Here is a 25,715-nt window from a genome sequence, read left to right as displayed (position 1 = left end):
TGATTGGGAGCGTCAATATGTTCAATGATAACTGGATTCATGAGCTAGCGAGACTGGAAGACAAAGGCGAAGCTTGCATAATGGTCACCGTTTTAGAAGACAAAGGCTCAGTGCCTCGCGATGCAGGTACAAAAATGCTAGTGACTCGTGACGGGCTCATCGCCACTATTGGCGGCGGTCATCTTGAACATTTGGCGACAAAAATGGCACGGGAAATGCTGTTAATTGGCGATAAACACTTAAAAGTGGAACGCTTTAATCTTGGTGCACGTTTGGGTCAATGCTGCGGTGGTATGGCAACACTAAGCTTTGAGCCCATAGGTCAACAGCAAAATCACTTAGTGCTATTTGGTGCAGGTCATGTGGCGAAAGCGCTGCTACATATTGTAGCAACGCTGCCCTTTAAAGTGACTTGGATTGACGAGCGCGAAAATGAATTTCCAGAACATCTTCCAACAGGTATCAATAAGCTAGTGAGTGACGATCCTGTTGCTGAAGTAAAGCATATGCCACCCAACAGCTATTACCTTGTTATGACACACAACCACCAGCTTGATTTCGATTTGGCAAAAGCCATTTTAAAGCGTGAAGACGTCACTTATTTCGGCATGATTGGATCGGAAACCAAGCGCAAAAAATTTGATTACAGATTAACAGAGCGCGGCTATGACCAAGCAACAGTAGAACGCATGGTCTGCCCTATTGGCATCGCAGCGGTGAAAGGAAAACACCCTGCTGAAATTGCTGTTTCTGTCGCAGGCGAACTGATTGCTCAATATCAAGGTGAAGAACTGGAGCAAAAACGCCCAGTTGATACAGCATTAGCCGTTCGACAGAACAAGCTGGCTTAATCTGAACGGACAATAGGATTGAAAGAAATGACATCACAAAAAATCGCATACCGCTCAGCCATTGTACACAGCGTGGCTGACCCTAAAGATGTCGGACTCGACGATTCTTACCAGTATTTTGAAGATGGCGTTTTGGTTGTCGAAAATGGTCATATTGTTGATATTGGTTCAGCAGAAGACGTATTAGCAAGACAACCTAAACACATCACGGTTAAGGTCTTTAAAGATAAAATCATTACATCGGGTTTTATCGATACCCATATCCATTACCCACAAACGGGCATGATTGCCTCTTATGGTGAACAGCTTTTAGATTGGTTAGAGAACTATACTTTCCCTGAAGAGTTACGTTTTAAAAATCCAATCTATGCCCATCAGGTCGCGACACTGTTTCTTGATGAACTAGCCAGTAACGGAACAACAACCGCACTGGTATTTGGCACGGTACATAAAGAATCTGTTAATGTTTTTTTCGAAGAAGCCGAAAAACGTAATTTACGCATGATCGCCGGTAAAGTGCTAATGGATCGTAATGCGCCAGATTATCTTACCGACACACCGCAATCAGGTTACGAAGAATCTAAAGAACTCATTGAACGTTGGCACAATAAAGGGCGACTGCATTATGCAGTAACACCACGCTTTGCACCTACTAGTACCAATGAGCAGCTCGCCACTGTCGGTCAGTTGTTAAAGGAATACCCTGACGTTTTCATGCACACCCATCTTTCTGAAAATAAAAAAGAAATCGAATGGGTGTTAGATCTTTTCCCTGAACGTGAAAGTTATTTAGACGTGTACGACCACTACGGTTTATTACACAAACGCTCTGTGTTCGCCCATGGCATTCATCTTTCTGATTGTGAATGCCAACGACTCGCAGACACTGACTCGTCCATTGCTTTTTGCCCCACGTCTAATCTTTTCTTAGGCTCTGGTTTATTCAATCTGCCTAAAATGGAAAAGTTTAATATTAACGTAGGGATGGGCACAGATGTAGGTGCAGGTACAAGCTTTTCATTACTGCAAACCATGAGTGAAGCCTACAAAATCATGCAGTTGCAACAAGAGAAACTTCACCCCGTTAAATCGTTATTTTTAGCCACATTAGGCGGAGCAAAAGCCCTTCACCTTGACGATAAAATTGGCAACCTTGCGATAGGGAAAGAAGCTGATTTCGTTGTACTCGATCTTCATGCAACACAGCTTATGCGTTTTAGAATGAAGCAAACTACCAACCTCGAAGAAAAGCTGTTTGTATTAATGAGCCTTGGAGACGATAGAACCGTCTCTCAAACTTATATTTATGGCAAGAAAGCGTACGATATTCATGGTGAAACGCCTGAAGCACAAACTGCAGTGTAAACGCCGTAGAAATACTGATTAATATTAAGAACGATTACCCTCTACCCACAAATTTAAGGTTGTTATAGTTACCTCAACGTAACAATAACAGCCTCTATACAGGAGCTCCAATTACTATGGCAGATAATAAAAACGCTCAGACACGCGTTGCCACTGTATTACATCGAATGAGTGAAATGGTTACAGAAGATGCACGCTATGCAGAATTATTTGCTAACGACCTTTCTACCATGCTTGATACGATTCAAGCAAATAAGGGGTTTGGTGAAAAAGGCGAATATGATCCTCGCGGTAATGCAACGCAAGGCAGTTTTTCACTAAATCATGTAGAAGGTGTTGATGATGCTTGTCCACATGGTAATCCAACCACCCATGACTGCGAGCTTCGTATTCAACATGGTGTTTGTGCAGGTTGCGGTCGTCAGGCTGTCTATCCTAAGTAGACCGTATCCACCTTCAAATCTATATCATCAAATTCGATAAAACTACCCACCGCCTGTTTACAGCAATAAGACATAAACAGGCGATTTTCTACTTCCTTAGATAATTTTGAATATTTAAATAAGTGACCAGTCTTCAGAATCCATTAGGGTTATCAATTACGTAAAGCCAACCTCCATCAGTGTATTTCATCACTTCAAGTGCCATTCCTGTTTGTACATTCGTAATTTCCCAGTCGGAGCGGATAAGAGCAGTGTCACCATTGATGTGAATAGATACACCGTGTGTAATCATTTCTACGTCACCTTGCATATAGCCTTTCAAAGTCTTCTTGATAGCCTCTTTACCTTTAGCAAGATTTCCTTCAGCGTCTAAGACAAATACTGCATCTTCATGGAATAGCGTGCCGAGTCCAGTAATATCTTTATTTGAAAAATACTCTGCAAATAACTGGTGTAATTCACTCGGTGTTTGCGGCTTTTTATAATCTATTGATGCATAAGAGAAAAAAGATAGAGTGCTTAAAACAATGAACCAAATTGCTTTCATACTATTTCCTTAGTGTAAATGTTCTGTGGCGATGGAGTGATAATATTGGAGTAAGTAATTAAAAGAAATTAGGCACCCAAAAGTAACTAGTTACCTTTGGGTAACTAGTGTGGGTATAGCAATTTGATTCAAGTTCGATATGATAAAAAATGAAGGAGACAGTATGAATAAACAAGGTAAACAACCTGAAGGCTACTGTAGTGCTGATAAATACTTAACACTGATCTCTACAAAATGGACTTCTCATATTATTTGGTTAGTTAGTCAGAATCATGAAATGCGATTTGGGCAAATACAGAAACAGCTAGCTCTAGTTTCTAGCAAAGTACTCAGTGAACGATTAAAGCTGTTAAAAGAAGAAGGTTTTGTTTGGCGAAGACAAGAAGAAACTGTTCCTGTGACGGTGTATTACGGGTTGACACCAAAAGGTGAAGAGCTTGCTGAAGTTGTTGAAATTATCGTAAGAAAATCTGACGACTGGGAGAGGCAATAAGGATAAAGTGTGAGAGACAGTAACAGGGCGATGCGAAACGATTGTCGCTCCTTTCAAAAAGTAATGACTTGACTGCGAACCATACGTACTAGGAAAGTGATGACTGATCAGAATGAACTACCTTAAAAGAGACATTTCTATCAGGGAATAAAGCCGGATATTTTAAAGTGAGATCAACATAATAAGTTTCCATTCAGCTTTCATTTTGGATTATGAGTATAGAATTAAAGTAATCAAATTGAGGTATGTATGACGAAGCAGAAAAAATCAGTATCCATACGATTAGCCAAGGAAGCATCGAATCGTACGCGTGATAAATTTTTACGAATAATGTTTGAACAATGTAAAGGTAATTTAACGCCCGCAAACTGAATTCTAAAAGGTCACCTTTAATACGCCATAACGCTCGCTTAAGAATTATCTCACGTTGCAAAATCCAACACCGGGCCCTCCCCAGTAAAACACTTAATTTAAAGTGAATCTCATGCGAAACTCTCTCGCTATATACTCAAAAATATTGTGTGAATTTTCAAGTAAATCGCATGCCTTCTGTACTCTTATTTGCTGCAAATAACAGTTGAGGTTATCCAGTAGCCTTAAGGAAGCAGCACGGCATGGTGCATGCGTAACTTCTTACGTAATTTTGGGGAATACCCAATGAACCAACGATTAACAGAAATCCCTCGTGATGCCAGCATGCCACTAAGTCTTGTGTTACTCATTGGGAGCAAAGTATTTTATTTTGAATTCGAGGTTTTCATTGACTCGCTGGGTTAGATGAAAAAAAGCGATTCTTAGCCTGATTTTTATTTTTGCAACCATCCCTAACTTTGCGAAAAACCTGGTTTTTTTTACAACTCTGTCTCAATTGTAAGTTCAGAAAAGATAAATTGCTGGTTGCTCGATGGATGCGATAGAAGGCCTCTCAGAGGCGACTATGCTGTTTAAGGAGAAAATAAAAACGACGAATAAAGCACTATAATCCATGCGGGGAATGCGACTAATGAACAGAAATACACTGGGCCAGGCCGTTACAATTGTAACCGTATTCGCCTCTGCGACCGTTACTGCTGAGGTCGATTTTCACGGTTATGTGCGTGCTGGTATTGGTATCAGCGGTGAAAACGGCCAGCAGGTGCGTTACCAATCGAATAAAGTAGGCCGCCTCGGTAACGAAGACGATCTCTATTCTGAAATCCTATTGGGCAAAGAGCTCTACAGCCAAGATGGGAAATCCTTTTATGTTGACTCAATGATGGCTTTACTTTCTGACGGAAGCAATGATTTCGAAGGCACGAATACATCATGTGAGTTGCTCAAAAATTCAGCGGGTGATGTTGACGATGTCTCCTGTGACAATGATGCGGAATTTGCTCTTCGTCAGTTCAATGTTCAGGCTAAGGGGCTCATTCCAAGCAATCCGGATGCTGTTTCTTGGGCAGGCAAACGTTACTATCAGCGACATGATATTCACATTTCTGATTTTTACTACTGGGATACATCAGGATCCGGTGCCGGTATAGAAAATCTGTCTGTCGGTACGGGCAAACTTTCATTAGCGGTACTTCGTCAAGATAGCGGTGATATCAATGTTAATAATTTCGATATCAGATACGCCGAAATTGCACTTTGGCAAGATGCCAATTTAGAGCTTGGTTTTAACTATGGCCTCATAAACGAAACGGATGAGCAGAAAGCGGAAGTTGGTGAAGACCCACTGATGCTTACCGCAGAAATGACCATGGCCAACGTTATTGGTGGTTTAAACAAAACGATATTCCAATATGCGACCGAAAGCTATGGTGAACAAATGGCCGGATTGGGAGCAGGTAACTCACCTGATGCAACCTCTGATGATGGTATTGACGGCTACCGAATCATTAATTGGGGGGTAATTGCTCCAACAAATACATGGGAAATCGGACATCAGATCGTTTATGCCAATTCAAGTTTTGACAGCCAAGATGATCATTCTATCTTCAATATAGTTGTTCGACCAATGTATAAGTGGAACGAAAACATGCGTACTGTGTTTGAGGGCGGTTGGTTTACAGAAGAGGACAATAAGGTCGATAGCTCCGGTAGCAAGTTTACCGTGGCACAAGCTTGGGCGGCCGGCTCTAGCTTCTGGGCCCGCCCTGAATTACGTGTATATGCCAGTTACCTGACAGACTATGAGAATGATGATGCCTTTGGCATAGGGAACGACACAGAATACAACCTAGGTGTCCAAGTTGAAGCTTGGTGGTAAACCAGATAAGGCTCAAGGAAATGGTAAAGCTAAAAAACGTAACGTTGTACCTATGGGCCATATTTGTTGCAGGTTGTACCTCGGTGTCTGAAGTCAGCACTCAGGTCCACCCCGCAAACAAAAAGGCCACTTCGCCAGCAGAGTTGAACTGGCAGGAGCTGAGCCTTCCGGCAGACATTAATTTTGAATTTAATGAAAAAAGCCAGGTACTGCTAGACAATAACAGTACAGGCCCAGTCGCAAGTTTTGTTATTCCGGCAGACAGAGGTCCCGTAGACATGGTGCTGACTAGCCATGTAGGTAAAGAATTGACCCTTTATGAGCCAAACGTATTGGTTACCAATTCCAAAGGAAGGGTGCTTTATCATATAAAATCAAATGAATTCAAATATATACCGGCAAGGCTTTTAGATGGTGATCGCGTTCAGAAACAATTTACCATTGTTCCGCAAATCGGGGCAGATCAGGTCAATGTTTTAATCTACACCACTTCCGATGATCTAAAAGGCAGTACAACCGTTATTAATCCAGCTAAAGCTTTCGCTATAGGAACAGGCAAGCAACCACCGATGATCCCAGATCTGACTGCGGTGCACAGCGAGTATGGTCAACTAAATTTAACCATAACGGCTGTGAGTCAAACTAATCTAAACCCAATTCGGCCTGCTATTGATTATGTGCCTGAGATCGAAGCGAAAAGTGCTTACTACCTTAATTCTATTGAAAACAGCGTAGAGCAAGGCGATATTGATCATGCCATGACGTTAGTTAGTGAAGCTGAAAAATTGGGTATCCCAAGTGCCAGAGCGACGTTCATCAACGCAGTTCAAAGTCGAAATGAGCATAAGTAGCAGCGAAATCTTTCTGATGAAAAGAGTCATACTCGCTATAAAAACGCATTAGCACTGATGATGAATACACTCTTTATCCTCCCTGAAAGTAAATCGTTAAAGTTCGGTCTTCTTAACTGTGTACCTCCAACAAGGATACCTGCTATGAAGAGCAAACTTACGCTACTTCCATTGTTAGGTAGCATCTTACTTATCAGTCTTCCTGCCTTTGCCGATTTAAAAGATATTGGTCGATACGATGCCAATGGGCTTTATGAACCAGGTTACGTAAATTACAAGCATGCAAGAGAACGCAGCTCAACACTAAACCAAGGCTCCAACCTGTATGAGATATCTGGTCATTACGAGCCTAACTACGTAAATTATCCTAGTCCAGAGAGCAAAAATGTAGATAACAAAACAGACTTAGAACGACTTTCTGATATGGGATATTACAACAAAAACGGTATTTACGAACCGGGCTATGTAAATTACAAACAACAAACAACAAAATAAGGATATTGTGCTTACCCACCCAGAATGGTATTACATAAAAAATCCCCAGCAACACTCACCACTTATAAAGAAAATGAGTATCTCTGGGGAGCACATTATCAAATGTGAATGAGATTGTGTTTACGGATAGTAAAGCTTACATCTAGCAGCACTGCTGTTATTGCATAACAGCCCCCTGCTCGACCCAAGTACCGATGAGGTTGCGCTCATCATCGGTCATTTGAGTAAGGTTACCCAGAGGCATCACTTTCGTTTGCACCGCCTGAGCCATTATACGTGGTATGTTTATTTTAATTTCATCAGCGGTATCTAAAATAACCCCTGCTGGTGCTGTTTTAAATGCAGCATGCGTGGGTGCTGCAGAATGACACACACTACAACGCGCTTGAATCACGGTATTTACCGACTCAAAACTGACTCCTGCAGACGCTGCTTCTGTCGTGGACGCCGTTGGCGTAACAGTTGATGACTGAGAACCATAAGGTGATGTCACAAACGCTAAGGCAATCATACCTAGCGCTGCAATCGGCACTGTCCATGCGTATTTTTGGCTACCATGACGTGTATTAAAGTAATGGCGAACCAAGATACTAAAGACAGCAAGACCAGCTAAAATCAACCAGTTATACTGCGAACCATACGTACTAGGAAAGTGATTACTGATCATAATGAACAGCACAGGTAGTGTTAGATAGTTATTATGACGAGAACGTAAAAGCCCTTTTGCAGGTAACGCAGGATCTGGCGCTCTGTTTTCTTCAATCGCTTTCACGAGGTTACGCTGTGCAGGCATGATGACGCGAAATACGTTACCTACCATAATCGTACCGATGATCGCACCGATATGAATGTAAGCACCACGCCCACTGAATACTTGAGTTAAGCCGTATGTTGCCCCAACTAAAAGGAAGAATAAGATAGCCGCAAGCAGTACGGGTTTTTTACCTAACGCAGAATCACACAAGAAGTCATAAACAAACCAGCCAGTGATTAAGACACCAAGCCCGAGTGAAATTGCAGTCGTAGAATCTAAGCCAGAACCTGGCGCGATAAGATAGATTTCAGCATTTAGGTAGTAAACAACAAACAGCAAGCACATGCCGGTTATCCACGTAAAATACGCTTCCCACTTAAACCAATGCAGATTTTCAGGCATGCTTGGGGGCGCGAGTTTGTATTTTTCCAGGTGATAAATACCGCCGCCATGAATTGCCCACAAATCACCGGTTAATCCTGTTTTAGGGTTAACGCGGTTTAAGTTATTTTCTAACCAGTTGAAATAGAATGATGCGCCAATCCATGCGACACCTACTACCATATGAGCCCAGCGGATTGCTAAGTTCAGCCATTCTGTAATATGCGGATCCATAATAAACTCCTCTAATACATTGCTATGTTCATCGCCTGTGGCTTATCAACATATTTAATTAAATTGTCTTCCATGCCTTTTTGTACACCGCTTTCTTCAACTGAGGAGTAAGAAAGAAAGGCGAATATACTAAAGGTAACGCTGTCCTTGATGCTAAATCGACACTAGATCATCCAATGTTAATTCAACCTGTACCTTGTCAGAAAAATACACTTCATCACAGTTATTACCGGGGCCTGCTCTATCAACGATCAAGAACTGGTCTTGTTCGGTCAACGCTAAAACAGGATGGTGCCAAACACCTTTGTGATAATTCACACCTTGTTTACCATTACTGATAAACGCACGTATTGCACTAGGATCTGGCGAGTCATCTTTAGGGGCAACAAGAATCAAATAAGGGTTACCTAAAAGAGGTACAAACGCCTGAGAACCCAGAGGGTGGCGTTCCATCATCTTTATTGATAGTGGATACTGCAATGGAGTTGCTTGAAATATACTGATAATCGGCTCGCCACCATTATCTGCAACATCGACATCAGTCATGCGGTGATAACGTCGTGTAGATCCATTATTAATCATAAAGAACTCACTGGATTCTTTATCAATTAAATCACCAAATGGCTTAAAGGCTTCTGGTGTTAATGATTCAATCTTCAATATTTTATTCAACGTTAACGTTTCGGTTACCGCCGATGGCGTGTCTTTCGATTTTTCAGTGATATTCTGCGCTTCCATTACCCTCTCCTTTCAGCTTCTATCGTGTTGTTATTCGCTTTTAAAGCCGAAAAGACGCAGACGACTTATTCCACCATCAGGGAAAATATTTAACCGCACATGCGTGACAGCCCCAAGATCATTCACCTGCTCAACAAAGTCATGAATATTATGAGCAGATAACTTTTGCGACGGCATCAATTCACGCCAGAACAAGCTTTGCGTCTCGACCTGATCATCTGTTCCACCTTGAACATACGCGGCTTGAATTGAACAGCTATCAGGAAAGTTGCCTTTAAAGTGTGCGGTATCAACTACGACTTTGCCAATTTTTCCTGGGCGACCTAAAGCAACAATAACCCAATCATTACCTGGCGTACGGCGACGCGCGGTTTCCCAACCACCCCCCATATTTTCACCACGGCCAGGGCCTAAGATATTAGATTTCTTCCCAAAGTGCTCATCACTACAAGCTAATGCACGACCACCATTAACAACAGCTGCTAAATCAACTTCTTGACCAGTACCGATTTGATCCCAGTTAACGCTTGGGCGACCATACACACGCAAACGTGCTACGCCACCATCTGGGTAAATATTTAAACGTACATGGGTGAATACTTGATTGCTATCTAGTGCATGTAAATGGTGGCTATCACCTTGAAGGCTTTGCGACGACAGAATCTCTTGCCATTCAGTGCTATCAGACGGCTCACCATCAGGGCAATAGCAGGCATCAACAGATGCTGACGGTGGAAAATTACCAGTGAAAAATGAAGTATCAATATCTAAACCCGCAATTGTTCCTGCAAGACCCAGTCGAACAACACAAAAGTCATAACCTTCACTACGCTTACGGCGCGATTCCCAACCATCCATCCACTTGCCGTTATCATCATAAAGATCCTCTTTCCATTCCGCTGCTTCGGTACGGATCAAACGGCTTTTATCTGCAAAAAAATCATCGGTTGCAAAGATTGCTTCAGCGCCTAATTTAGGGTCTGCAAGGTTTACGTATTGTTCAAAATTCAATGCCTTTTCCATAATCATCCTGTTTAATTAAGTCCATAAAGAGTAAAGGTGTTATTCGCTATTTCGGGTCATCGATAACACTCAAATGCGAAATAGTTGTTTTGCTTACTTACATATCTCGCAGACGAAAAAGAGCAATTTTATTGATCTCTTCTATCGCCTTAGCAAATTCAGTTTCACTGTCGTTATTAAGCCGTGCTTCAAAAGACTCAAGAATTTGATAACGATTCGCACCTTTCACAGCCATAATGAAAGGGAAATTAAAGCGACTTTTATAGCTGTTATTAAAATGCGTAAATCGCTTAAATTCTTCCTCAGAGCATTTATCAATCCCTGCACCCGCTTGCTCAGAGGTTGATGCCTCGGTCAATTCACCATTCACTGCAGCTCGGCCAGCTAAATCAGGGTGAGCATTAATTAATGCGAGTTGCTTGTCTTTGCTTGCTGCTAATAAAATATCTGACATGCGCTGATGCAATGATTCAATATCATCATCTTGTTCTGTTAATACTGCATCAAAAACAGATTCAGCGACCCAAGGGCTATGCTCATATACATCAGCGAAGTGAGCGACAAAATCACTACGGTTCATTGTCGTTGGCTGACAATGTGAAAAACCTACCATACTTAAAATTCCTTCATACTTGGATGGGGATGATGTTCATGCCAATGCTTCGCAATATCGACACGGCGACAAAGCCACACTTTGTCGTGTTGTTGTACATATTCGAGAAAACGCTTAAGCGCAGCAATTCGACCTGGGCGACCAATCAGACGGCAATGTAATCCTACCGACATCATCTTTGGGGCTGTTTCACCTTCATCATATAAAGTATCGAACGTATCTTTAAGGTACTGGAAAAACTGTTCACCAGAGTTGAAACCTTGCACGGTGGCAAAACGCATATCGTTCACATCAAGAGTATAAGGAATAACCAATTGTGGTTTGCTGCCCTCTTCATGCCAATACGGTAGATCATCATCATAAGCGTCAGAGTCATATAAGAAGCCACCTTCTTCAGCCACAATCTTTCGGGTATTTACCCCAGTACGACCGGTATACCAACCCAGTGGGCGTTCACCCGTAATACGTTCAATGATCTCGATGGCTTTATACATATGATCACGCTCTTCCGAGTAATCCATATGCTTATAATCAATCCAGCGGTAACCGTGGCTGCAAATTTCATGTTTAGCTTCAACCATCGCCTTGGCAACATCAGGGTGACGCTCTAATGCCATGGCGACAGCAAATACAGTTAATGGAATATCGTATTGCTTAAACAGTCGTAATACACGCCATACTCCAGCACGACTACCGTATTCATAGATGGATTCCATGCTCATATGGCGTTCGCCAGCAAACGGTTGAGCGGCAGGGATTTCTGATAAGAAAGCTTCAGACTCTGAATCACCGTGCAAAATACAGCGCTCACCACCTTCTTCGTAGTTCAATACAAATGAAACAGCGACGCGTGCTTCATTTGGCCAATGTGGGTGCGGTGGTACGGAACCATAACCAACGAGATTACGGGGATAATCATTACTCATCGAGAGACTCCTTAAAAAAAATGCCAACGTGAACTCGCTGCTACATTTTGCCAAACACGATTCGAGTTAATAGTTTGAGCACGTTTCTGAATCTGTTTTTTCTTTTTACATCTTATGATTTAAATTTGTACCACGAATTGTATACAATCCACAAGTTAAATGTAAAATAATTGTTTCCAATGTTAATTATAGCGTGAATATAGGCTAGGAAGCCTTTATCTATCATGTATCAAGCAGGCTATAGCTGTAAAGGTCACACAAATTCAATTAACATTTTTATCACAACACACTTTACTATCAGTCAAATTGTGTACATAGTTAGTAAAACTTAGAAACAATCGTTTAGGAGAGCGCATAGCGCTAAATATACAATGGGCAGATTAACAACACATATTCTAGACACTGCAAATGGTGTTCCAGGAGCAGAGATAAAAATAGAGCTGTATCGTGTTACTGGTTCCTCACTGGAACTGTTAAAAACCGTGTTTACCAATACTGATGGGCGTACAGATAATCCAATTCTCGACACTGAGGAATTTGTCACAGGTAAATATCAATTAGTATTCCATACTGCACCGTACTTTACGTTACGCGGCGTAGAACTACCTGACGTGCCTTTTCTTGATGACGTTGTTATACGTTTTGGTATTGCTGATACCCATGCACATTACCATGTGCCTTTATTAGTATCGCCTTATAGTTTCTCAACTTACAGAGGCAGTTAATAGCGTTGCCTTTCATCAATAAGGTGCACAGCTTTAGAGCGATTGCACCATAAAAACACCACGTTCTATAGATACGAAAGTAAATATATAACGTTGCATACAATCAAAAATAACAGTGATTGCGCTAATCTCACTTTTTTCAACATTGAAATAAAACTAAAAACATATAAGTAGCTAATTTAAATAAATTTATTTTTTAAACCAATAAAAATAACATTTATAAAAATAATAAACTCAAGCTGGTATAGATCTTGATATATCAAAAATAAATACCTTTATTTACATAAATGATAAATCAATGAACTAAAGCAAATGGAAATTGTATTCATTTAAATTCAAATATGAGCAAAGAAAGGAAGATTCATAATGAACAATACCAAAGCAGAAGAGCTACACAGTAAGGAAGGAATATCATCCTCCTTTTTAGAACGATTTTTTAAATTAAAAGAACATGGAACCAATGTTAAAAATGAATTAATAGGCGGAATTACTACCTTTGCAACAATGGCTTATATTATATTTGTTAACCCCAGCATTATGGCCGCGACTGGCATGGATCCCGGTGCTGTGTTTGTTGCAACCTGTATAGGTGCTGCATTTGGAACACTATTAATGGGCTTATTTGCTAATTGGCCTGTCGGTCTTGCACCAGGGATGGGCTTAAATGCATTTTTCTCTTTTACTGTTGTCGGCGAAATGGGTTATAGCTGGGAAGTTGCACTCGGAGCAGTCTTTATTTCAGGCATACTCTTTGTTGGCATGAGCTTCTATAAAGTTCGTGAATGGATAATAGAGAGTATACCTGAGAGCCTACGTTATTCGATGACTGCTGGTGTTGGTTTATTCCTTGGATTAATCGGGTTGAAAACGGCTGGTATTGTTGTCGATAACCCTGCGACATTAGTATCACTGGGTGACTTTACTCAACCTGATGCGCTATTAGCTGCAATTTGTTTCCTTATTATTGCGGTACTGAGTGAGCGTAAAGTGTTTGGTGCAGTTCTTATTGGCATCATTGGCGTCACTCTTGTTGGCATGATGTTAGGTATTGTTCAATACCAAGGTATTTTTGCAGCTCCGCCAAGTATTGCACCCACACTCTTTGCAATGGATATTCAGGGCGCACTCAATATTTCGATGGTCAGTGTGGTGCTAGCCTTCCTATTCGTCAATATGTTCGATACTGCAGGCACGCTAATGGGCGTGGCAGATCGTGCCAAATTAATCAATAAAGACACAGGCAAAATTGAAGGCTTAAGTAAAGCACTAAAAGCCGACAGTATTGCAAGTGTTGCAGGTGCCTGTGTAGGTTGTCCACCCGTTACAAGTTACGTTGAAAGTGCCGCAGGTGTAGCCGCTGGCGGTCGAACAGGTTTATCTGCAATTGTTATTTCACTGCTATTTGTGGCGGCTATTTTCTTATCACCTTTAGCCAGTATGATTCCAGCTTACGCAACATCTGGGGCATTGATTTACGTTGCCTTCGTGATGATGAGCAGCATGCAACATATTAACTGGAAAGAATTTACCGATTCAGCACCTGCCGCCATTACAGCGCTCATGATGCCGCTCACTTTTTCAATCGCAAATGGTATTGCGCTAGGCTTTATCACTTACACCGTACTAAAACTGGCAACAGGTAAAACCAAAGAAGTCTCAATTAGCATGTATGTGTTAACCGCTATTTTTATAGCCAAGTTAGTGTATATCGGCTAATTATTACGCCCTATTTAAGGGGCTGTCGACGTTATTGTTCAGGTCTCAGTTCTGTTCGGTAATGGGAACGCCGGCAGCACCTTAAACCGCATCACTCAGAGTAGAAATACAAACCTTAATCAGGAACTCTATTGACGCTACGCAGTTTGTAGAAGGTCAAACTTTGTTCATAAACCAGTCAATTCCTAATAAATGGATTGAATTGACAGAGGGAATAACAATGAAACTTCTCTATACACTCAATGAACGCCCACCACATGGGTTAACATTTTTACTGGCACTCCAACACATGCTGGCCTCTATTGGTGGGATTGTTGCAGTCCCTTTAATTGTCGGCTCTTCAATTGGATTACCCGTCGATGAAATCGTCACACTGATTAATGCTGCATTATTAGCATCAGGTATTGTGACCATTGCCCAATGTGTTGGCATAGGCCCAGTCGGTATTCGGTTACCCGTTGTTATGGGATCCAGCTTTGCCTTTTTAGGTGTGGCGATATCCATAGGTAAAGAAGGCGGTGTCAGTAGCATTATGGGGGCGTCATTGGTTGGCTCTTTCGTGGTCATTATAGCCAGCTTCTATATGGATAAGATCAGGAAGCTATTTCCAACCGTTGTTAGTGGCGTTGTTGTCACCCTGATTGGTTTAACCATTTTACCCGTTGCGATGAATTGGGTGGGCGATGCACCTGCCGTCAGCGAAGAATTTGCCACACTACCGAAGCTATTTCTAGCGATGATCTCGCTGGCTATCGTTATTGCCGTATCGGTTTATTGTAAAGGGGCTGTTGCAGCTTCTGCCATTGTTATTGGCCTTGCCGGTGGCTATATCGTGGCATTATCAATGGGTATGGTTAACCTTGATCAAGTTGCTTCCGCTAAATGGATCAGTGGACCAGAACCATTTAAATACGGCTTCACCTTTTCATGGGGTGCCATCATTAGCATGAGCTTGGTGTATATCGTCGTTATTGCAGAAGCAACCGGCGACTTTATGGCACTGGGCAGTAACTGTCATGCAAAAGTCACTGGTAGAGATTTAAAGCGAGGATTATTAGGTGATGGTCTTGGCAGTACCTTATCCGCAATACTTACAGCTATGCCGCTAGCATCATTTAGCCAAAACGTCGGCATAGTCGGTATTACAGGTGTAGCGAGCCGTTATGTGGTTGCAGCAACCGGTGGTTTATTAATTCTTGGTGGTCTATTTCCAAAATTAGCGGCACTTGCCGTAACAATACCTAAGCCCGTTCTTGGCGGTGTTGGTTTTGTTATGTTCGGTATGATTGCTTACGCTGGTATTCGCATGCTAATAAAAGCTGCTGATACAAAACGTAATGCATTAGTTATTTGTGTGGGTCTAGCATCAGGGTTAGCAGTAACCTTTGAGCCTCGCCTTATTCAGCACTTGCCTCATGAAATCGCCAACTTTTTTCACTCTGGCATCACGACGGGTACGATAATTACAGTGCTACTTCATCAAATTTTGCCGGAATCTTCAGCGAAAGAAGCGCTTGAAGATGATGAAGTCTACGAAGAAGTTAGCTTAAGCCCTGATTCAGATCTCGATGAAGAAGCAAAGGCACTAACAACACAAAAAAACAGCTAATGTATAATAGTGCGAACAAAGCACATGTAATTTGTTCGCTTTTTAAATACTATTTCAGCAACATAAATCGGTAACTGTTATATACCCCAGTGCTTTTTATAACTTTATAAAAAGCACGTTTACTCACTCAATAATGAAAAAAGACCCTCTTCCCTGAAAAGGCTGAGATGGCTAAGGACAACTATGAATGGAAACAATCTGGCTTAAAAACCCTTTAGCGGTGTACACCGGCACAAATGAGGATGCCCGAGGTGGTATAGTTATTTCTGGCACAACGATTATTGAGCTTGTCGCTCTAGGCTGTGAGCCCAAAAATAAGATCAATGTCGTGGTCGATGCTAGCCAGCATGTGGTGACACCGGGATTGATTAATGCCCACCATCATTTCTATCAAACACTCACCCGCGCCTATCCTGACGCACTCAATAAAGAACTCTTTCATTGGCTTAAAACACTCTACCCTGTTTGGTCGGGCTTAGATGAAGAAATGATGAGTTTTGCTACAGAAGTTGCGCTGGTCGAAATGATGATGTCAGGTTGTACAACCGCATCAGACCACCATTATCTGATCCCTACAGGGCTAGAAAACGCGATTGATTTACAAGTCGAAGCTGCAAACAAACTCGGTATTCGCGCCATCTTTACCCGAGGTTCAATGAGCTTAGGTGAAGATGACGGTGGTTTACCACCTCGCAATACCATTCAGACCGAGCAAACAATCGTCGATGATAGTCACCGTTTAATCCGTGAATATCATCAGCGTGAAGACGGCGCGATGATTCAAATTGCCCTCGCCCCTTGCTCACCATTCTCTGTCACTACTGAGTTGATGAAAGAAACAGCCCGTATCGCAAAAAATGAAGACGTAATGGTTCACACCCATTTATGTGAAACCATTGATGAAGAAGACTTCTGCTTACAACGCTTTGGTCTACGACCTGTTGATTACCTTGAAGATGTTGGTTGGCTTAATCACCGAACCTGGTTAGCCCATGGCATTCATTTTAATGACGAAGAAATTAAACGACTCGGAAAGGCCCAAATAGGTATTAGCCATTGCCCAACCTCGAATATGATGTTGGCATCGGGTATTTGTCGTAATAACGAACTTGAAGCGGCAGGCGTAAAAGTCGGACTTGGTGTTGATGGTTCGGCATCTAATGACGGCTCAAACATGATTGGGGAAGTCCGTATGGCGTTGTACTTACAACGTTTACGTTATGGCTCAGCTAACGTAAGTCATTTCGATGCGCTGCGCTGGGCAACACAAGGCTCAGCTCAAGCCATGGGACGCCAAGACATTGGCACATTGGCCGTTGGAAAACAGGCTGATATTGCAATGTTTAAACTGGATGAAATTCGTTTCTCTGGTTCACACGACCCATTAGCCGCGCTTATTTTATGTGGTGCACATCAGGCAGACAAAGTCATGATTGCAGGTAAGTGGCGAGTTAGTGACGGGCAAGTCATTGGTTTAGATCTCGAACAGCTGCTATATAAACACCGCAATGCAGCGAAACGTTTAGCTGAAAAAGCATTAGCCATGCGCTAAACATTTGTTTATCACATAGCGCCCTTCCAAGGCAGGCCATTACATATGAACTTGCCTTGGGTATTCTCTTTTTTCTATATCCGATAAACATTGAAAAATCAGACATAAAGAACCTAAATGCGGTATCGAATGCACGTATTATTTGCCACCTTGAAAAAGAAAAACCCTGAACAAACTCAATCACTAGTCTTCAAAATGCTTTACCCACTTCTTTAACAGGCCATTCAACTGTATTTGGTCTTCATTTGTTAATGGCTCATACAGGGTAGCGACTTTATCAAAATACAATACGCTTCCTTTTTGGATTAACGATAACCCAGGATCCGTCAGTCCAACAACTACACATCGTCTATCTTCATCACTATGAGCGCGCTGGATCAGGCCCTTTTTCTCAAGCCGGTCTAGCCGATTAGTCATCGCCCCTGATGTCAGCAAAGTTTGTTTCACTAAATCACTTGGCATCAGTTTATACGGAGAGCCATTCCGATAGAGTGTCGCCAAGACATCGAACTCTCCCGCATTGATATTTAATGCGCTGTAAACCGTCGCTCGTTTATTTTCTAAATGCTTATTCAACCTTGAAAAACGACCAATTATTTCCACCAAACCATTATCAAGTTCAGAATGATTTTCTTTCCATTGTTGCGATATTTGATCAATATGATCGCGTTGTTTAGTCATTATTTTCTCTCAAGATTGCCACTTTACCTAACCAGTTGATATACACATTGGTCTTTATTTTTTTGAAACTGACTCTTTCATATTTCGTATGAAAAATACATTAAGATCAGCTTCATAAACGTATCTATGCGGTGCCAATCTTAAAGTATATTGTGGAATGAGCCCATCAATTTCGCAATACTTTGCCTCTATTGTCCTCCCGTTAATAACCCACCAATGCGCTACTGGCTTCTTAACAATTGAATAAAGATAAAAAAGGTGTGTTTCTGAAGAAGATGACGGCGCTCTAACTATTAACGGTTTGCTGACTCCCATACCACCTCACGTTGCTGATATTTTTAAAGTGACTTTACCTTCGCAAAAACTTTATGTAAAGTATCTTTACGTTAAGATAAAATGGAATCATACATGAGAGTCTTTATCGCCCTTTTAGCACCACTTCTCTGGGGAACCACTTACGCAACAGTTTCAGCATTCTTTGCGGGCTGGTCCCCTTTTGCCCTTGCCGCATGGCGCGCGCTACCCGCTGGGGTATTGCTGTTCATCATCAAACCAAGCTTGCCTAAGATGTCAGAAATACCCTCATTACTGCTGGTTGGTTTCATCAACATCACCTTATTCTTTAGCTTGTTATTTGAAAGTGCGATGCAACTACCCAGCGCTCTGGTTGGTGTTGGAATGATTACACTGCCAGTAATCGGATTGGTTGTTATGGCTGTTGTTCATAAAATGAAACCGAGTGTGATTCAGCTTCTCTCTGCAATGGTACTAATTCTCTGTGCATCCTATTTATTCCTATCAAGTCATGCAGATATTAGCTTCGCATCAGTGGGATTTTTGATCGCGGCCATGACAGTGTTGATCGGGGGGAGTGTAGTAACAAAACACGTGATGAAGAAAATTTACTGGTGGAAATTATTAACTTGGAAATTAATTTTTGGCGGGATAATTTTACTCCCTATTGCTTATTGGCATCTTTATTTCAGTGGCAACAATTACGCTGATCCATTTTCAATGACGTTGCCACAATGGGCGGCACTCATATGGTTGATCGTCGGTGTAACGGCTGTCAGTTATTGCGCTTATGTGTTTTCTATCCCACTGATTACTACTAGTGAACTCAGCTTCTTCGGTACATTTAACCCCATCCTTGCGATGGTAATAGGCGCAACAATAATGGGGGAAGCCTTCAGCCCCCTTCAGCTCTGTGTAATGGGTATGATGATTCTTTGTAATTTAGTGGCTCAACTGTACGAAAAGCGACACCACCAACGCACAGAACAAACGGTAATTTCTTACTGAAGCTATCGGCAAGGCTGTCGTTCTAATACATTTATTCGTGATAAAAAAGTGGTTTATAAATTCTATAAGACCACTGAGTTAAATGTACCAATTTGATAACGACATATAGACAATTTATGGCACAGTACTTTTTACCTGACACCCGTTGATCACAAACTGGGTTAGAAACTCTGCCGCTTCAGCATAATCATTATTATCTAATGCAGGCTTGTTGAGCACATTACAAATTTGCCAACTGAAATCAGCATAAGTCTGCGTTGAAGCCCAAATAGTAAACATAAGATGCTGAGGGGATACTTTTGCCATCGTGCCCTGTTCAATCCATAATTCAAACTTTTCAACAATCATTTTTGACTGCCGTAATAAGCCATCAGCAATATCTTGTGGCAAATACTTTGCTCCCGACATAACTTCGTTCGCAAATACTTTTGATGCATACGGGTGATCACGAGAGATCCGTAACTTAGTTTTGATATATTCAGTCAGGGCTTCAGCTGGATCATCGAGCTGCTCTATAGGTTTAGAGGCATCTAATAACGGCTGAATAACACTTTCAAGTACAGCACGGTACAAGTTATCTTTTGTACTGAAATAATAATAAACATTAGGCTTTGGAATATTCGCTTCTTTGGCAATATCTGCCATTTTTGTTGCTGCATATCCTTGCAAGGCAAATAGTCGACATGCAACTTCAATGATAAGATCTTGATTTTTTTCTCTTATTTTTGACATATATCGACCTTTACATCCTTATATTAGCCACTTCATATTAATGCACCACTTTGATTTGTAAAGGTGTTATACCTCAGTTCTCACAAGATACATATCTTTTGTCACCTCGCTACATGTGCCTCACGAATTAAGCGAAAAATAAAATAGAAAACGAATAAAGCTTGCTTAAGATTGATCGTTAAATCATATTCGAACAGGACTATTTTTACTATGTCACAACAAAACAGCATACGTTTTGCGTATGAAGTCTAAAAAGTGTTCTTGTAGTATGGAGGTAAGTAGATTGAATCAACATTTTTTAGATGGGAATAACTTTTCACTCATTGTTCAAGGTGGAGGTCAAAGAGGGATCTTTGCATCGGGTGTATTAGATAAATTTCTAGAGCGTAACTTCGACCCTTTTTCACTCTATGTTGGCACATCGGCAGGCGCACTTAACGTCGCGACGTATGTTGCTCGTCAGCAAGGTCTAGGCTTTAATTTTGTGCTGAATTACACCACGCACGACCGCTTCTTTAATCTCAATAAATTCATCAGAAAAAAACAGCCGATGGATTTGGACTGGGCATTAAATATGGTGCAGCAAGATGGTGCTATTCCGCTTGATTTCAATACCGCCAATAATGTATTACAGAATGGTAAACATGCACTGGCTTGTGTTACTAACAAATCTGACTTACAAGATTACTACTACCCTATTTTTACCGACCAATGGCTTAATACACTCAAAGCGACGTGTGGTATCCCGATGCTGTATTACAACGACATCACCTTTGATAATAAGCAATGGATCGATGGCAGTGTTTCAGCAGCAATTCCGGTGCACGAATCACATCGAAGAGGGTTTAAAAACATCGTCGTAATACGCACCACTCCGATTATTAACGGGATAGAGACTAATGAGGCAACTGATTTTTCCATTAACCAGGTTGAGAAAAAACGGAAAAATTTCGAAGTTAATATGGATCACTACTTAAAACGCATTGGAATGTTTAAAGAAAAACACCACCTTATTCATTTCCACCAAAAACTCTCTGATAAACTCAATGAGTTGAAGCAAAATCATGAACATACAAAATATAAGCTTAATAACCAACGTTGGTTGATGGATGACGATCACTTATATCGTTTAGTCACTTTGCAAGCCAAAGTCTCTAAGTTTGGTATGAGTTCTGAAATGCTCGATATCATGATCGCACATTATAAGAATCATAATGCCGTCGAAGGCTTTTTAACCAATCCTCCTAATGACGTTAATTTAATTCAAATAGCACCAGATAGATCGCTAAGCAGTCGTCCTTTGTTAAGTAAAAAAGATCATTTACTGGAAGACTATGAACACGGGCAAATGGTAGGCGAGCGCTTTTTACAATCGGTAGGCTATGTGTAATTTCAAAAAGGCTTGGATTTGTAAAAAGTTTGATCTGACCTAAATAAAAAGGACCGGTCACTGCCAGTCCTAATACTGTAATCATTCTTCTATTGGGTATAAGGGTTCGTTTTTATAATCAAAACGTCTTTGATGTCGATATCTCTAATACAATGCATTCTTGTTCACAAAAGAATGGACCATGCACTTCACCTGGTGAACGGCTCGCGTAATGGCCTTGTTCAAGCCATGCCTTATTAGTTTGGTCATATAACCGACCAGAAATAATAAAGACTTCTTCAGGATGCGGATGGTGGTCACTACCAAATGAGCTCGTATCTGCCCCTGACTTAAAGCGAGTTAAACGAGTATATTCCCCTGTTGCATCATCTTTACTGAGAGTCACTTGCTCGATCATACCATTGGTTTGTTCGAGAGCTTTCCATCGGTTTCGGCTCGATTCTGAAAGTACATTCCAATATTTCACTGCATGCTTAGACACTAGATAGCCTCCTTGCTAATCAATATTCACCCTTCAGCGGGTTACGTTTTTTTAATCAGTGACTTAAATAATAGTTCAAATAACACACTAAATGATAACCCATCAGCTTACTTTTTAGCAGGTAAAATCAACAAAGCACGAAAGTCATTTACATTAGTGAGCGTTGGACCCGTAATCACTAATGATTCCAGTGCCAAGAAAAAATGATAACCATCGTTGTTATCAAGATAATGCTGCGGATTTAGCCCTAATCGCTGACCACGAGCAAAGCTATCAGGAGTAATACAAGCCCCTGCATTGTCTTCTACACCGTCAATGCCATCGGTATCGCCTGCAAGCGCATGTATTTGAGGATGCCCTTGCAGCTCATTATATAAGCTAAGTAGAAACTCACTATTGCGCCCACCCCGCCCAGTTCCTTTTACTGTTACGGTTGTTTCGCCGCCAGATAACAACACACAAGGTGCTTTAAATGGCTGTCCTTTTTCAGCAATTTGCTTAGCGATAGCTGCATGCACTTTTGCGACATCTCGCGCTTCACCTTCAATACAATCACTCAATATATAAGCAGGAATACCCTGCTGTATCGCTTTATTCGCCGCCGCCTCTAACGCTGATTGCGGCGTAGCAACAATATGGATTTCACTGTTCGCTAAACAGGGATCATTTGGCTTTATTGTTTCGGACTTCGGGTTATTCAACCATTGAAAAACAGCTGTAGGTATTTCAATGTCGTAACGTTCCAAAATGGCCAGTGCATCAAAACGGGTTGTTGAATCAGCCACCGTAGGACCCGACGCTATCACGCTGGTATCATCACCAGGCACATCTGAAATTGCTAATGAAATCAATTTTGCAGGGTGAACCGCTTTAGCTAGTCGCCCACCTTTAATGGCTGATAGGTGTTTGCGCACACAGTTCATTTCATCTATCGCGGCACCCGACTTCAATAACGCTTTATTAATCGTTTGTTTATCACTTAAGGTCAGCCCTTCTGCGGATAAACTCATTAATGCAGAGCCACCACCCGACAGTAAACATATCACGACGTCATCTTCGCAAAGTTCAGACACTAACGAGAGAATACGCTCACCAACCGCTTGCCCAGCGGCATCAGGAACCGGATGCGCGGCTTCGATAACCTCTATTTTTGACGACGTAGTAGCCCTTTTTAATAAATCAGAAGCCATGTGAGGGTTGTTCGCCGCAACTGTATGACCATAACGCGTTACCACAACACCTTGTAACTCACCCTGCCAAACAGCTTCTAATTCTGCCGCCATAGATGCCGCCGCTTTTCCTGCACCAATCACGATGGCTTTACCTGTTTTGTCATCAGGTAAATACTTCGCAATATGCCCATAGGGTAAGGCTTCATCAATGGCGCATTCAAACAGTGATAATAAAAAGGCATTGCTATTAATGTTCTTATTGACGTAGCTCATAAATTGGCTTCCTGCGCGGTCTATTAAACAAAGAGATTAAAATTCAGATGATGTAAATAGTGATAATAAAAACAAAAAATCGGATAACAAAAAGAAAAAGGAAAGGATCCCGAAGCTATACACAGATTGCCTGTCAGAGTTTGAGCCTTCAAACCATGTACTCTTAGTTACCTTGGTCTTGGTGTCTAAAAACATGACTTGATAGCCCATAAATCCATGTTGCTTCGGGAACGCGTACTAAGGAGACGTAACATACGCGTTTTATTAATGTGTCTGCTTGAAACTGTTAGCCAGTGAGTTTCCAATGACTAACTATCATCATAAATTGATAATAAATAAATGTTCTATTTACGTATTTCGTGATCAGCTAACTGCTCAATGGCACGGATCATGGCAGAGTGATCCCAACCTTCCCCGCCCATTGCGACACATTGGTCGAATAAGCCTTGTGCCATCACCGTATTGGGTAAGCTCACCCCTAACGTTTTCGCACCGCTAATCGCAAGATTAAGATCTTTCTGGTGCAACGCAATTTTAAAGCCTGGGTCAAACGTACCTTTAATCATACGCTCACCATGTACTTCTAGAATTTTCGAGTTAGCAAATCCCCCCATTAGTGCTTCGCGTACACGCGCCGGATCTGCCCCTGCTTTAGATGCAAACACCAATGCCTCTGATACCGCTTCAATGTTTAACGCCACAATAATTTGGTTGGCAACTTTACAGATTTGCCCAGCACCACTTTCACCCACTAACGTTATATTTTTACCCATAACTTCAAATAAAGGTTTGGCTTTTTCGAAACTTGACTCTTCACCACCCACCATAATGGTTAATGCAGCATTGATTGCGCCCACTTCACCACCAGAAACAGGGGCATCTAAATATTCTGCACCCGACTCTTTCACACGTGCGGCAAATTGCTTGGTTTCAATCGGTGAAATCGAACTCATATCGATAACAACTTTACCAGCCGTAAGCGCTTCTTCTACACCACTTTTGCCAAAGAGTACTTCTTCCACTTGAGGTGTATTCGGTAGCATTAAAATAATGTAATCCGCTTGCTCTGTCGCTGCTTTCGGCGTTGGGAATGCAATGCCACCAGCCGCAATCAAATCAGTTGGCACTTGATTGAAATGTTCTGAAAAAACTAACTGATAACCTGCTTTTTGCAAGTTTACTGCCATTGGTTTTCCCATAATCCCTGTACCAATAAATGCAATTGTACTCATTGTGTCTCTCCTTAGATTTGGTTGAATGCTTTAAGCCAGCCGATACCCGCTAACGTGGTGGTTTTAGGTTTATATTCGCACCCAACCCAACCTTGATAACCGATATTATCGAGATGCTGTAAAATAAACGGATAGTTGATTTCACCAGTACCCGGTTCATGTCGCCCAGGGTTATCAGCTAATTGGATATGTTGAATGTACTCAATATGCTGACTTAACGTTGGGGCAAGATCGCCTTCCATAATTTGCATATGATAAATGTCATATTGGAAACGTAGGTTCTTACTGCCAACCTGCTCAATAATATCCAGTGCCTGAGCCGTGTTTGTTAAGTAAAAACCTGGGATATCACGGGTATTAATAGCTTCAATCACCAAACTGATTCCCGCTTTCTCTAATTCACCCGCGGCAAAACGCAGGTTAGTCACAAACGTTTCTGTTGCTTGTTCTTGGTTAACACCTGCGGGCACAATACCGGCTAAACAGTTCACTTGATTGCAGCCTAAAGCTTTTGCATACGCGATTGCTTGGGGAACGCCTAATCGAAATTCATCGGTACGGGTAGGATCAACAGCAATTCCTCGATCCCCAACTTCCCAATTGCCTGCAGGTAAATTAAACAGCACTTGTTTCAAATTAAACTTATCTAATCGCTGTTTAATTTCTTCGGGCGTATTCGCATATGGAAATAAGTACTCCACCCCTTGAAACCCGGCATCGGCAGCAATTTCAAAACGGTCAAGAAAATCAAATTCTGTAAATAACATGGATAAATTGGCAGCAAACTTTGGCATGGTTGATCCCTTCATTTTTATCTGTGTTTCTAACCTTGGAGATGAGCGTATGTCCTCAGCGACAAACGCTCACCTTTTATCGTTTAAAGCC

General features: G+C 41.6%; 25 protein-coding genes and 2 pseudogenes. 13 read left to right on the top strand and 14 right to left on the bottom strand.

The window, feature by feature from the left end:
- Positions 1-17: 17 nt before the first annotated feature.
- The 3 genes from xdhC to C9J48_RS15420 all read left to right on the top strand — a co-directional run bounded on the left by xdhC (position 18) and on the right by C9J48_RS15420 (position 2,659).
- Positions 18-851, top strand: a complete 834-nt coding sequence (gene xdhC / locus C9J48_RS15430) for a xanthine dehydrogenase accessory protein XdhC (RefSeq protein ID WP_036804433.1) — start codon at positions 18-20, stop codon at positions 849-851.
- 27 nt (positions 852-878) lie between these two features.
- On the top strand, positions 879-2,216 hold the full coding sequence (gene guaD / locus C9J48_RS15425; protein WP_006233640.1) for a guanine deaminase: 1,338 nt from the start codon (positions 879-881) through the stop codon (positions 2,214-2,216).
- Positions 2,217-2,332: 116 nt separating this feature from the next.
- Entirely contained in the window at positions 2,333-2,659 is a 327-nt protein-coding gene (locus tag C9J48_RS15420) for a hypothetical protein (RefSeq protein WP_006233639.1), read from the top strand.
- Between the two features lie 133 nt (positions 2,660-2,792).
- Here the strand turns inward: C9J48_RS15420 and C9J48_RS15415 are convergent, their stop codons facing one another.
- Complete coding sequence (locus tag C9J48_RS15415) at positions 2,793-3,206, bottom strand: YybH family protein (protein WP_006233638.1); 414 nt, start codon at positions 3,204-3,206, stop codon at positions 2,793-2,795.
- A gap of 163 nt (positions 3,207-3,369) precedes the next feature.
- Here C9J48_RS15415 and C9J48_RS15410 point away from each other — a divergent pair, with 163 nt between their 5' ends.
- Positions 3,370-3,699: a winged helix-turn-helix transcriptional regulator gene (locus tag C9J48_RS15410; RefSeq protein WP_006233637.1), complete on the top strand. Its 330-nt coding sequence runs from the start codon at positions 3,370-3,372 to the stop codon at positions 3,697-3,699.
- A 498-nt stretch (positions 3,700-4,197) separates the two neighbouring features.
- Here C9J48_RS15410 and C9J48_RS28275 read toward each other — a convergent pair.
- Positions 4,198-4,303 (bottom strand): annotated as a pseudogene (locus C9J48_RS28275) (AraC family transcriptional regulator); the annotation flags it as partial.
- Between the two features lie 10 nt (positions 4,304-4,313).
- Positions 4,314-4,424, bottom strand: a pseudogene (locus tag C9J48_RS15400) (IS6 family transposase); the annotation flags it as partial.
- Positions 4,425-4,702: 278 nt separating this feature from the next.
- Here C9J48_RS15400 and C9J48_RS15395 point away from each other — a divergent pair.
- The 3 genes from C9J48_RS15395 (at position 4,703) to C9J48_RS15385 (ending at position 7,296) form a co-directional block, all read left to right on the top strand.
- Entirely contained in the window at positions 4,703-5,950 is a 1,248-nt protein-coding gene (locus C9J48_RS15395; RefSeq protein WP_006233635.1) for a maltoporin, read from the top strand.
- Positions 5,951-5,970: 20 nt separating this feature from the next.
- Positions 5,971-6,801 carry a MalM family protein gene (locus C9J48_RS15390; RefSeq protein ID WP_006233634.1) on the top strand — a complete coding sequence of 277 codons (831 nt, stop codon included), beginning with the start codon at positions 5,971-5,973 and terminating at the stop codon, positions 6,799-6,801.
- A gap of 144 nt (positions 6,802-6,945) precedes the next feature.
- Entirely contained in the window at positions 6,946-7,296 is a 351-nt protein-coding gene (locus C9J48_RS15385; RefSeq protein ID WP_006233633.1) for a hypothetical protein, read from the top strand.
- A gap of 157 nt (positions 7,297-7,453) precedes the next feature.
- Here C9J48_RS15385 and C9J48_RS15380 read toward each other — a convergent pair whose 3' ends face one another.
- The 5 genes from C9J48_RS15380 to puuE form a co-directional block, all read right to left on the bottom strand.
- Complete coding sequence (locus C9J48_RS15380; protein WP_006233632.1) at positions 7,454-8,665, bottom strand: urate hydroxylase PuuD; 1,212 nt, start codon at positions 8,663-8,665, stop codon at positions 7,454-7,456.
- A 153-nt stretch (positions 8,666-8,818) separates the two neighbouring features.
- The gene (locus tag C9J48_RS15375; protein ID WP_006233631.1) at positions 8,819-9,403 is read right to left on the bottom strand and encodes an ureidoglycolate lyase; all 585 of its coding nucleotides are present in this window, start codon (positions 9,401-9,403) and stop codon (positions 8,819-8,821) included.
- A gap of 30 nt (positions 9,404-9,433) precedes the next feature.
- Positions 9,434-10,426 (bottom strand): allantoicase, encoded by a 993-nt coding sequence (gene alc, locus C9J48_RS15370; protein ID WP_006233630.1) that lies wholly within the window; start codon positions 10,424-10,426, stop codon positions 9,434-9,436.
- A gap of 97 nt (positions 10,427-10,523) precedes the next feature.
- Complete coding sequence (gene uraD, locus C9J48_RS15365; protein WP_006233629.1) at positions 10,524-11,039, bottom strand: 2-oxo-4-hydroxy-4-carboxy-5-ureidoimidazoline decarboxylase; 516 nt, start codon at positions 11,037-11,039, stop codon at positions 10,524-10,526.
- Between the two features lie 2 nt (positions 11,040-11,041).
- Positions 11,042-11,965 (bottom strand): allantoinase PuuE, encoded by a 924-nt coding sequence (gene puuE / locus C9J48_RS15360; protein WP_006233628.1) that lies wholly within the window; start codon positions 11,963-11,965, stop codon positions 11,042-11,044.
- 371 nt (positions 11,966-12,336) lie between these two features.
- Between puuE and uraH the strand changes: the two genes are divergently transcribed.
- From uraH to C9J48_RS15340, 4 genes are all read left to right on the top strand, one after another.
- Entirely contained in the window at positions 12,337-12,690 is a 354-nt protein-coding gene (gene uraH, locus C9J48_RS15355) for a hydroxyisourate hydrolase (protein WP_006233627.1), read from the top strand.
- 366 nt (positions 12,691-13,056) lie between these two features.
- Entirely contained in the window at positions 13,057-14,406 is a 1,350-nt protein-coding gene (locus tag C9J48_RS15350; protein ID WP_006233626.1) for an NCS2 family permease, read from the top strand.
- A gap of 220 nt (positions 14,407-14,626) precedes the next feature.
- A complete protein-coding gene (locus C9J48_RS15345; protein WP_006233625.1) occupies positions 14,627-16,015 on the top strand; it encodes a nucleobase:cation symporter-2 family protein in 1,389 nt (462 codons plus the stop codon).
- A gap of 187 nt (positions 16,016-16,202) precedes the next feature.
- The gene (locus C9J48_RS15340) at positions 16,203-17,567 is read left to right on the top strand and encodes an 8-oxoguanine deaminase (protein WP_006233624.1); all 1,365 of its coding nucleotides are present in this window, start codon (positions 16,203-16,205) and stop codon (positions 17,565-17,567) included.
- Positions 17,568-17,750: 183 nt separating this feature from the next.
- On the opposite strand, the gene C9J48_RS15335 is transcribed toward C9J48_RS15340, so the two are convergent.
- Positions 17,751-18,248 carry a MarR family winged helix-turn-helix transcriptional regulator gene (locus tag C9J48_RS15335; protein WP_006233623.1) on the bottom strand — a complete coding sequence of 166 codons (498 nt, stop codon included), beginning with the start codon at positions 18,246-18,248 and terminating at the stop codon, positions 17,751-17,753.
- Between the two features lie 408 nt (positions 18,249-18,656).
- Here C9J48_RS15335 and C9J48_RS15330 point away from each other — a divergent pair, with 408 nt between their 5' ends.
- Positions 18,657-19,550, top strand: a complete 894-nt coding sequence (locus C9J48_RS15330; protein WP_006233621.1) for a DMT family transporter — start codon at positions 18,657-18,659, stop codon at positions 19,548-19,550.
- A gap of 114 nt (positions 19,551-19,664) precedes the next feature.
- On the opposite strand, the gene C9J48_RS15325 is transcribed toward C9J48_RS15330, so the two are convergent.
- On the bottom strand, positions 19,665-20,282 hold the full coding sequence (locus tag C9J48_RS15325) for a TetR/AcrR family transcriptional regulator (protein ID WP_006233620.1): 618 nt from the start codon (positions 20,280-20,282) through the stop codon (positions 19,665-19,667).
- Positions 20,283-20,565: 283 nt separating this feature from the next.
- Between C9J48_RS15325 and C9J48_RS15320 the strand changes: the two genes are divergently transcribed.
- Positions 20,566-21,672 (top strand): patatin-like phospholipase family protein, encoded by a 1,107-nt coding sequence (locus C9J48_RS15320; RefSeq protein WP_006233619.1) that lies wholly within the window; start codon positions 20,566-20,568, stop codon positions 21,670-21,672.
- A gap of 118 nt (positions 21,673-21,790) precedes the next feature.
- Here C9J48_RS15320 and C9J48_RS15315 read toward each other — a convergent pair whose 3' ends face one another.
- The 4 genes from C9J48_RS15315 to hyi form a co-directional block, all read right to left on the bottom strand.
- The gene (locus tag C9J48_RS15315; protein WP_006233618.1) at positions 21,791-22,153 is read right to left on the bottom strand and encodes a cupin domain-containing protein; all 363 of its coding nucleotides are present in this window, start codon (positions 22,151-22,153) and stop codon (positions 21,791-21,793) included.
- 107 nt (positions 22,154-22,260) lie between these two features.
- The gene (locus C9J48_RS15310; RefSeq protein ID WP_006233617.1) at positions 22,261-23,598 is read right to left on the bottom strand and encodes a glycerate kinase type-2 family protein; all 1,338 of its coding nucleotides are present in this window, start codon (positions 23,596-23,598) and stop codon (positions 22,261-22,263) included.
- A 344-nt stretch (positions 23,599-23,942) separates the two neighbouring features.
- Positions 23,943-24,830 (bottom strand): 2-hydroxy-3-oxopropionate reductase, encoded by an 888-nt coding sequence (locus tag C9J48_RS15305; RefSeq protein WP_006233616.1) that lies wholly within the window; start codon positions 24,828-24,830, stop codon positions 23,943-23,945.
- A gap of 11 nt (positions 24,831-24,841) precedes the next feature.
- Positions 24,842-25,624 carry a hydroxypyruvate isomerase gene (gene hyi / locus C9J48_RS15300; RefSeq protein WP_006233615.1) on the bottom strand — a complete coding sequence of 261 codons (783 nt, stop codon included), beginning with the start codon at positions 25,622-25,624 and terminating at the stop codon, positions 24,842-24,844.
- Positions 25,625-25,715: the final 91 nt, after the last annotated feature.

Source organism: Photobacterium profundum (assembly GCF_003026285.1).
Lineage (GTDB): Bacteria > Pseudomonadota > Gammaproteobacteria > Enterobacterales > Vibrionaceae > Photobacterium > Photobacterium profundum.
Note: the sequence above shows the minus strand (reverse complement) of the source record. Positions and strands in the feature narration are given on the sequence as shown.

What these genes read in the sequence shown, in the direction of transcription:
- C9J48_RS15375 (WP_006233631.1), bottom strand. Translation starts at nt 9,403, where the DNA reads ATGGAAGCGCAGAATATCACTGAAAAATCGAAAGACACGCCATCGGCG.
- C9J48_RS15420 (WP_006233639.1), top strand. Translation starts at nt 2,333, where the DNA reads ATGGCAGATAATAAAAACGCTCAGACACGCGTTGCCACTGTATTACAT.
- C9J48_RS15390 (WP_006233634.1), top strand. Translation starts at nt 5,971, where the DNA reads ATGGTAAAGCTAAAAAACGTAACGTTGTACCTATGGGCCATATTTGTT.
- C9J48_RS15325 (WP_006233620.1), bottom strand. Translation starts at nt 20,282, where the DNA reads ATGTCAAAAATAAGAGAAAAAAATCAAGATCTTATCATTGAAGTTGCA.
- uraD (WP_006233629.1), bottom strand. Translation starts at nt 11,039, where the DNA reads ATGGTAGGTTTTTCACATTGTCAGCCAACGACAATGAACCGTAGTGAT.
- C9J48_RS15340 (WP_006233624.1), top strand. Translation starts at nt 16,203, where the DNA reads ATGGAAACAATCTGGCTTAAAAACCCTTTAGCGGTGTACACCGGCACA.
- C9J48_RS15380 (WP_006233632.1), bottom strand. Translation starts at nt 8,665, where the DNA reads ATGGATCCGCATATTACAGAATGGCTGAACTTAGCAATCCGCTGGGCT.
- C9J48_RS15305 (WP_006233616.1), bottom strand. Translation starts at nt 24,830, where the DNA reads ATGAGTACAATTGCATTTATTGGTACAGGGATTATGGGAAAACCAATG.
- hyi (WP_006233615.1), bottom strand. Translation starts at nt 25,624, where the DNA reads ATGCCAAAGTTTGCTGCCAATTTATCCATGTTATTTACAGAATTTGAT.
- C9J48_RS15335 (WP_006233623.1), bottom strand. Translation starts at nt 18,248, where the DNA reads ATGACTAAACAACGCGATCATATTGATCAAATATCGCAACAATGGAAA.
- C9J48_RS15415 (WP_006233638.1), bottom strand. Translation starts at nt 3,206, where the DNA reads ATGAAAGCAATTTGGTTCATTGTTTTAAGCACTCTATCTTTTTTCTCT.
- C9J48_RS15350 (WP_006233626.1), top strand. Translation starts at nt 13,057, where the DNA reads ATGAACAATACCAAAGCAGAAGAGCTACACAGTAAGGAAGGAATATCA.
- C9J48_RS15385 (WP_006233633.1), top strand. Translation starts at nt 6,946, where the DNA reads ATGAAGAGCAAACTTACGCTACTTCCATTGTTAGGTAGCATCTTACTT.
- C9J48_RS15330 (WP_006233621.1), top strand. Translation starts at nt 18,657, where the DNA reads ATGAGAGTCTTTATCGCCCTTTTAGCACCACTTCTCTGGGGAACCACT.
- puuE (WP_006233628.1), bottom strand. Translation starts at nt 11,965, where the DNA reads ATGAGTAATGATTATCCCCGTAATCTCGTTGGTTATGGTTCCGTACCA.
- C9J48_RS15410 (WP_006233637.1), top strand. Translation starts at nt 3,370, where the DNA reads ATGAATAAACAAGGTAAACAACCTGAAGGCTACTGTAGTGCTGATAAA.
- C9J48_RS15395 (WP_006233635.1), top strand. Translation starts at nt 4,703, where the DNA reads ATGAACAGAAATACACTGGGCCAGGCCGTTACAATTGTAACCGTATTC.
- xdhC (WP_036804433.1), top strand. Translation starts at nt 18, where the DNA reads ATGTTCAATGATAACTGGATTCATGAGCTAGCGAGACTGGAAGACAAA.
- uraH (WP_006233627.1), top strand. Translation starts at nt 12,337, where the DNA reads ATGGGCAGATTAACAACACATATTCTAGACACTGCAAATGGTGTTCCA.
- alc (WP_006233630.1), bottom strand. Translation starts at nt 10,426, where the DNA reads ATGGAAAAGGCATTGAATTTTGAACAATACGTAAACCTTGCAGACCCT.
- C9J48_RS15310 (WP_006233617.1), bottom strand. Translation starts at nt 23,598, where the DNA reads ATGAGCTACGTCAATAAGAACATTAATAGCAATGCCTTTTTATTATCA.
- guaD (WP_006233640.1), top strand. Translation starts at nt 879, where the DNA reads ATGACATCACAAAAAATCGCATACCGCTCAGCCATTGTACACAGCGTG.
- C9J48_RS15345 (WP_006233625.1), top strand. Translation starts at nt 14,627, where the DNA reads ATGAAACTTCTCTATACACTCAATGAACGCCCACCACATGGGTTAACA.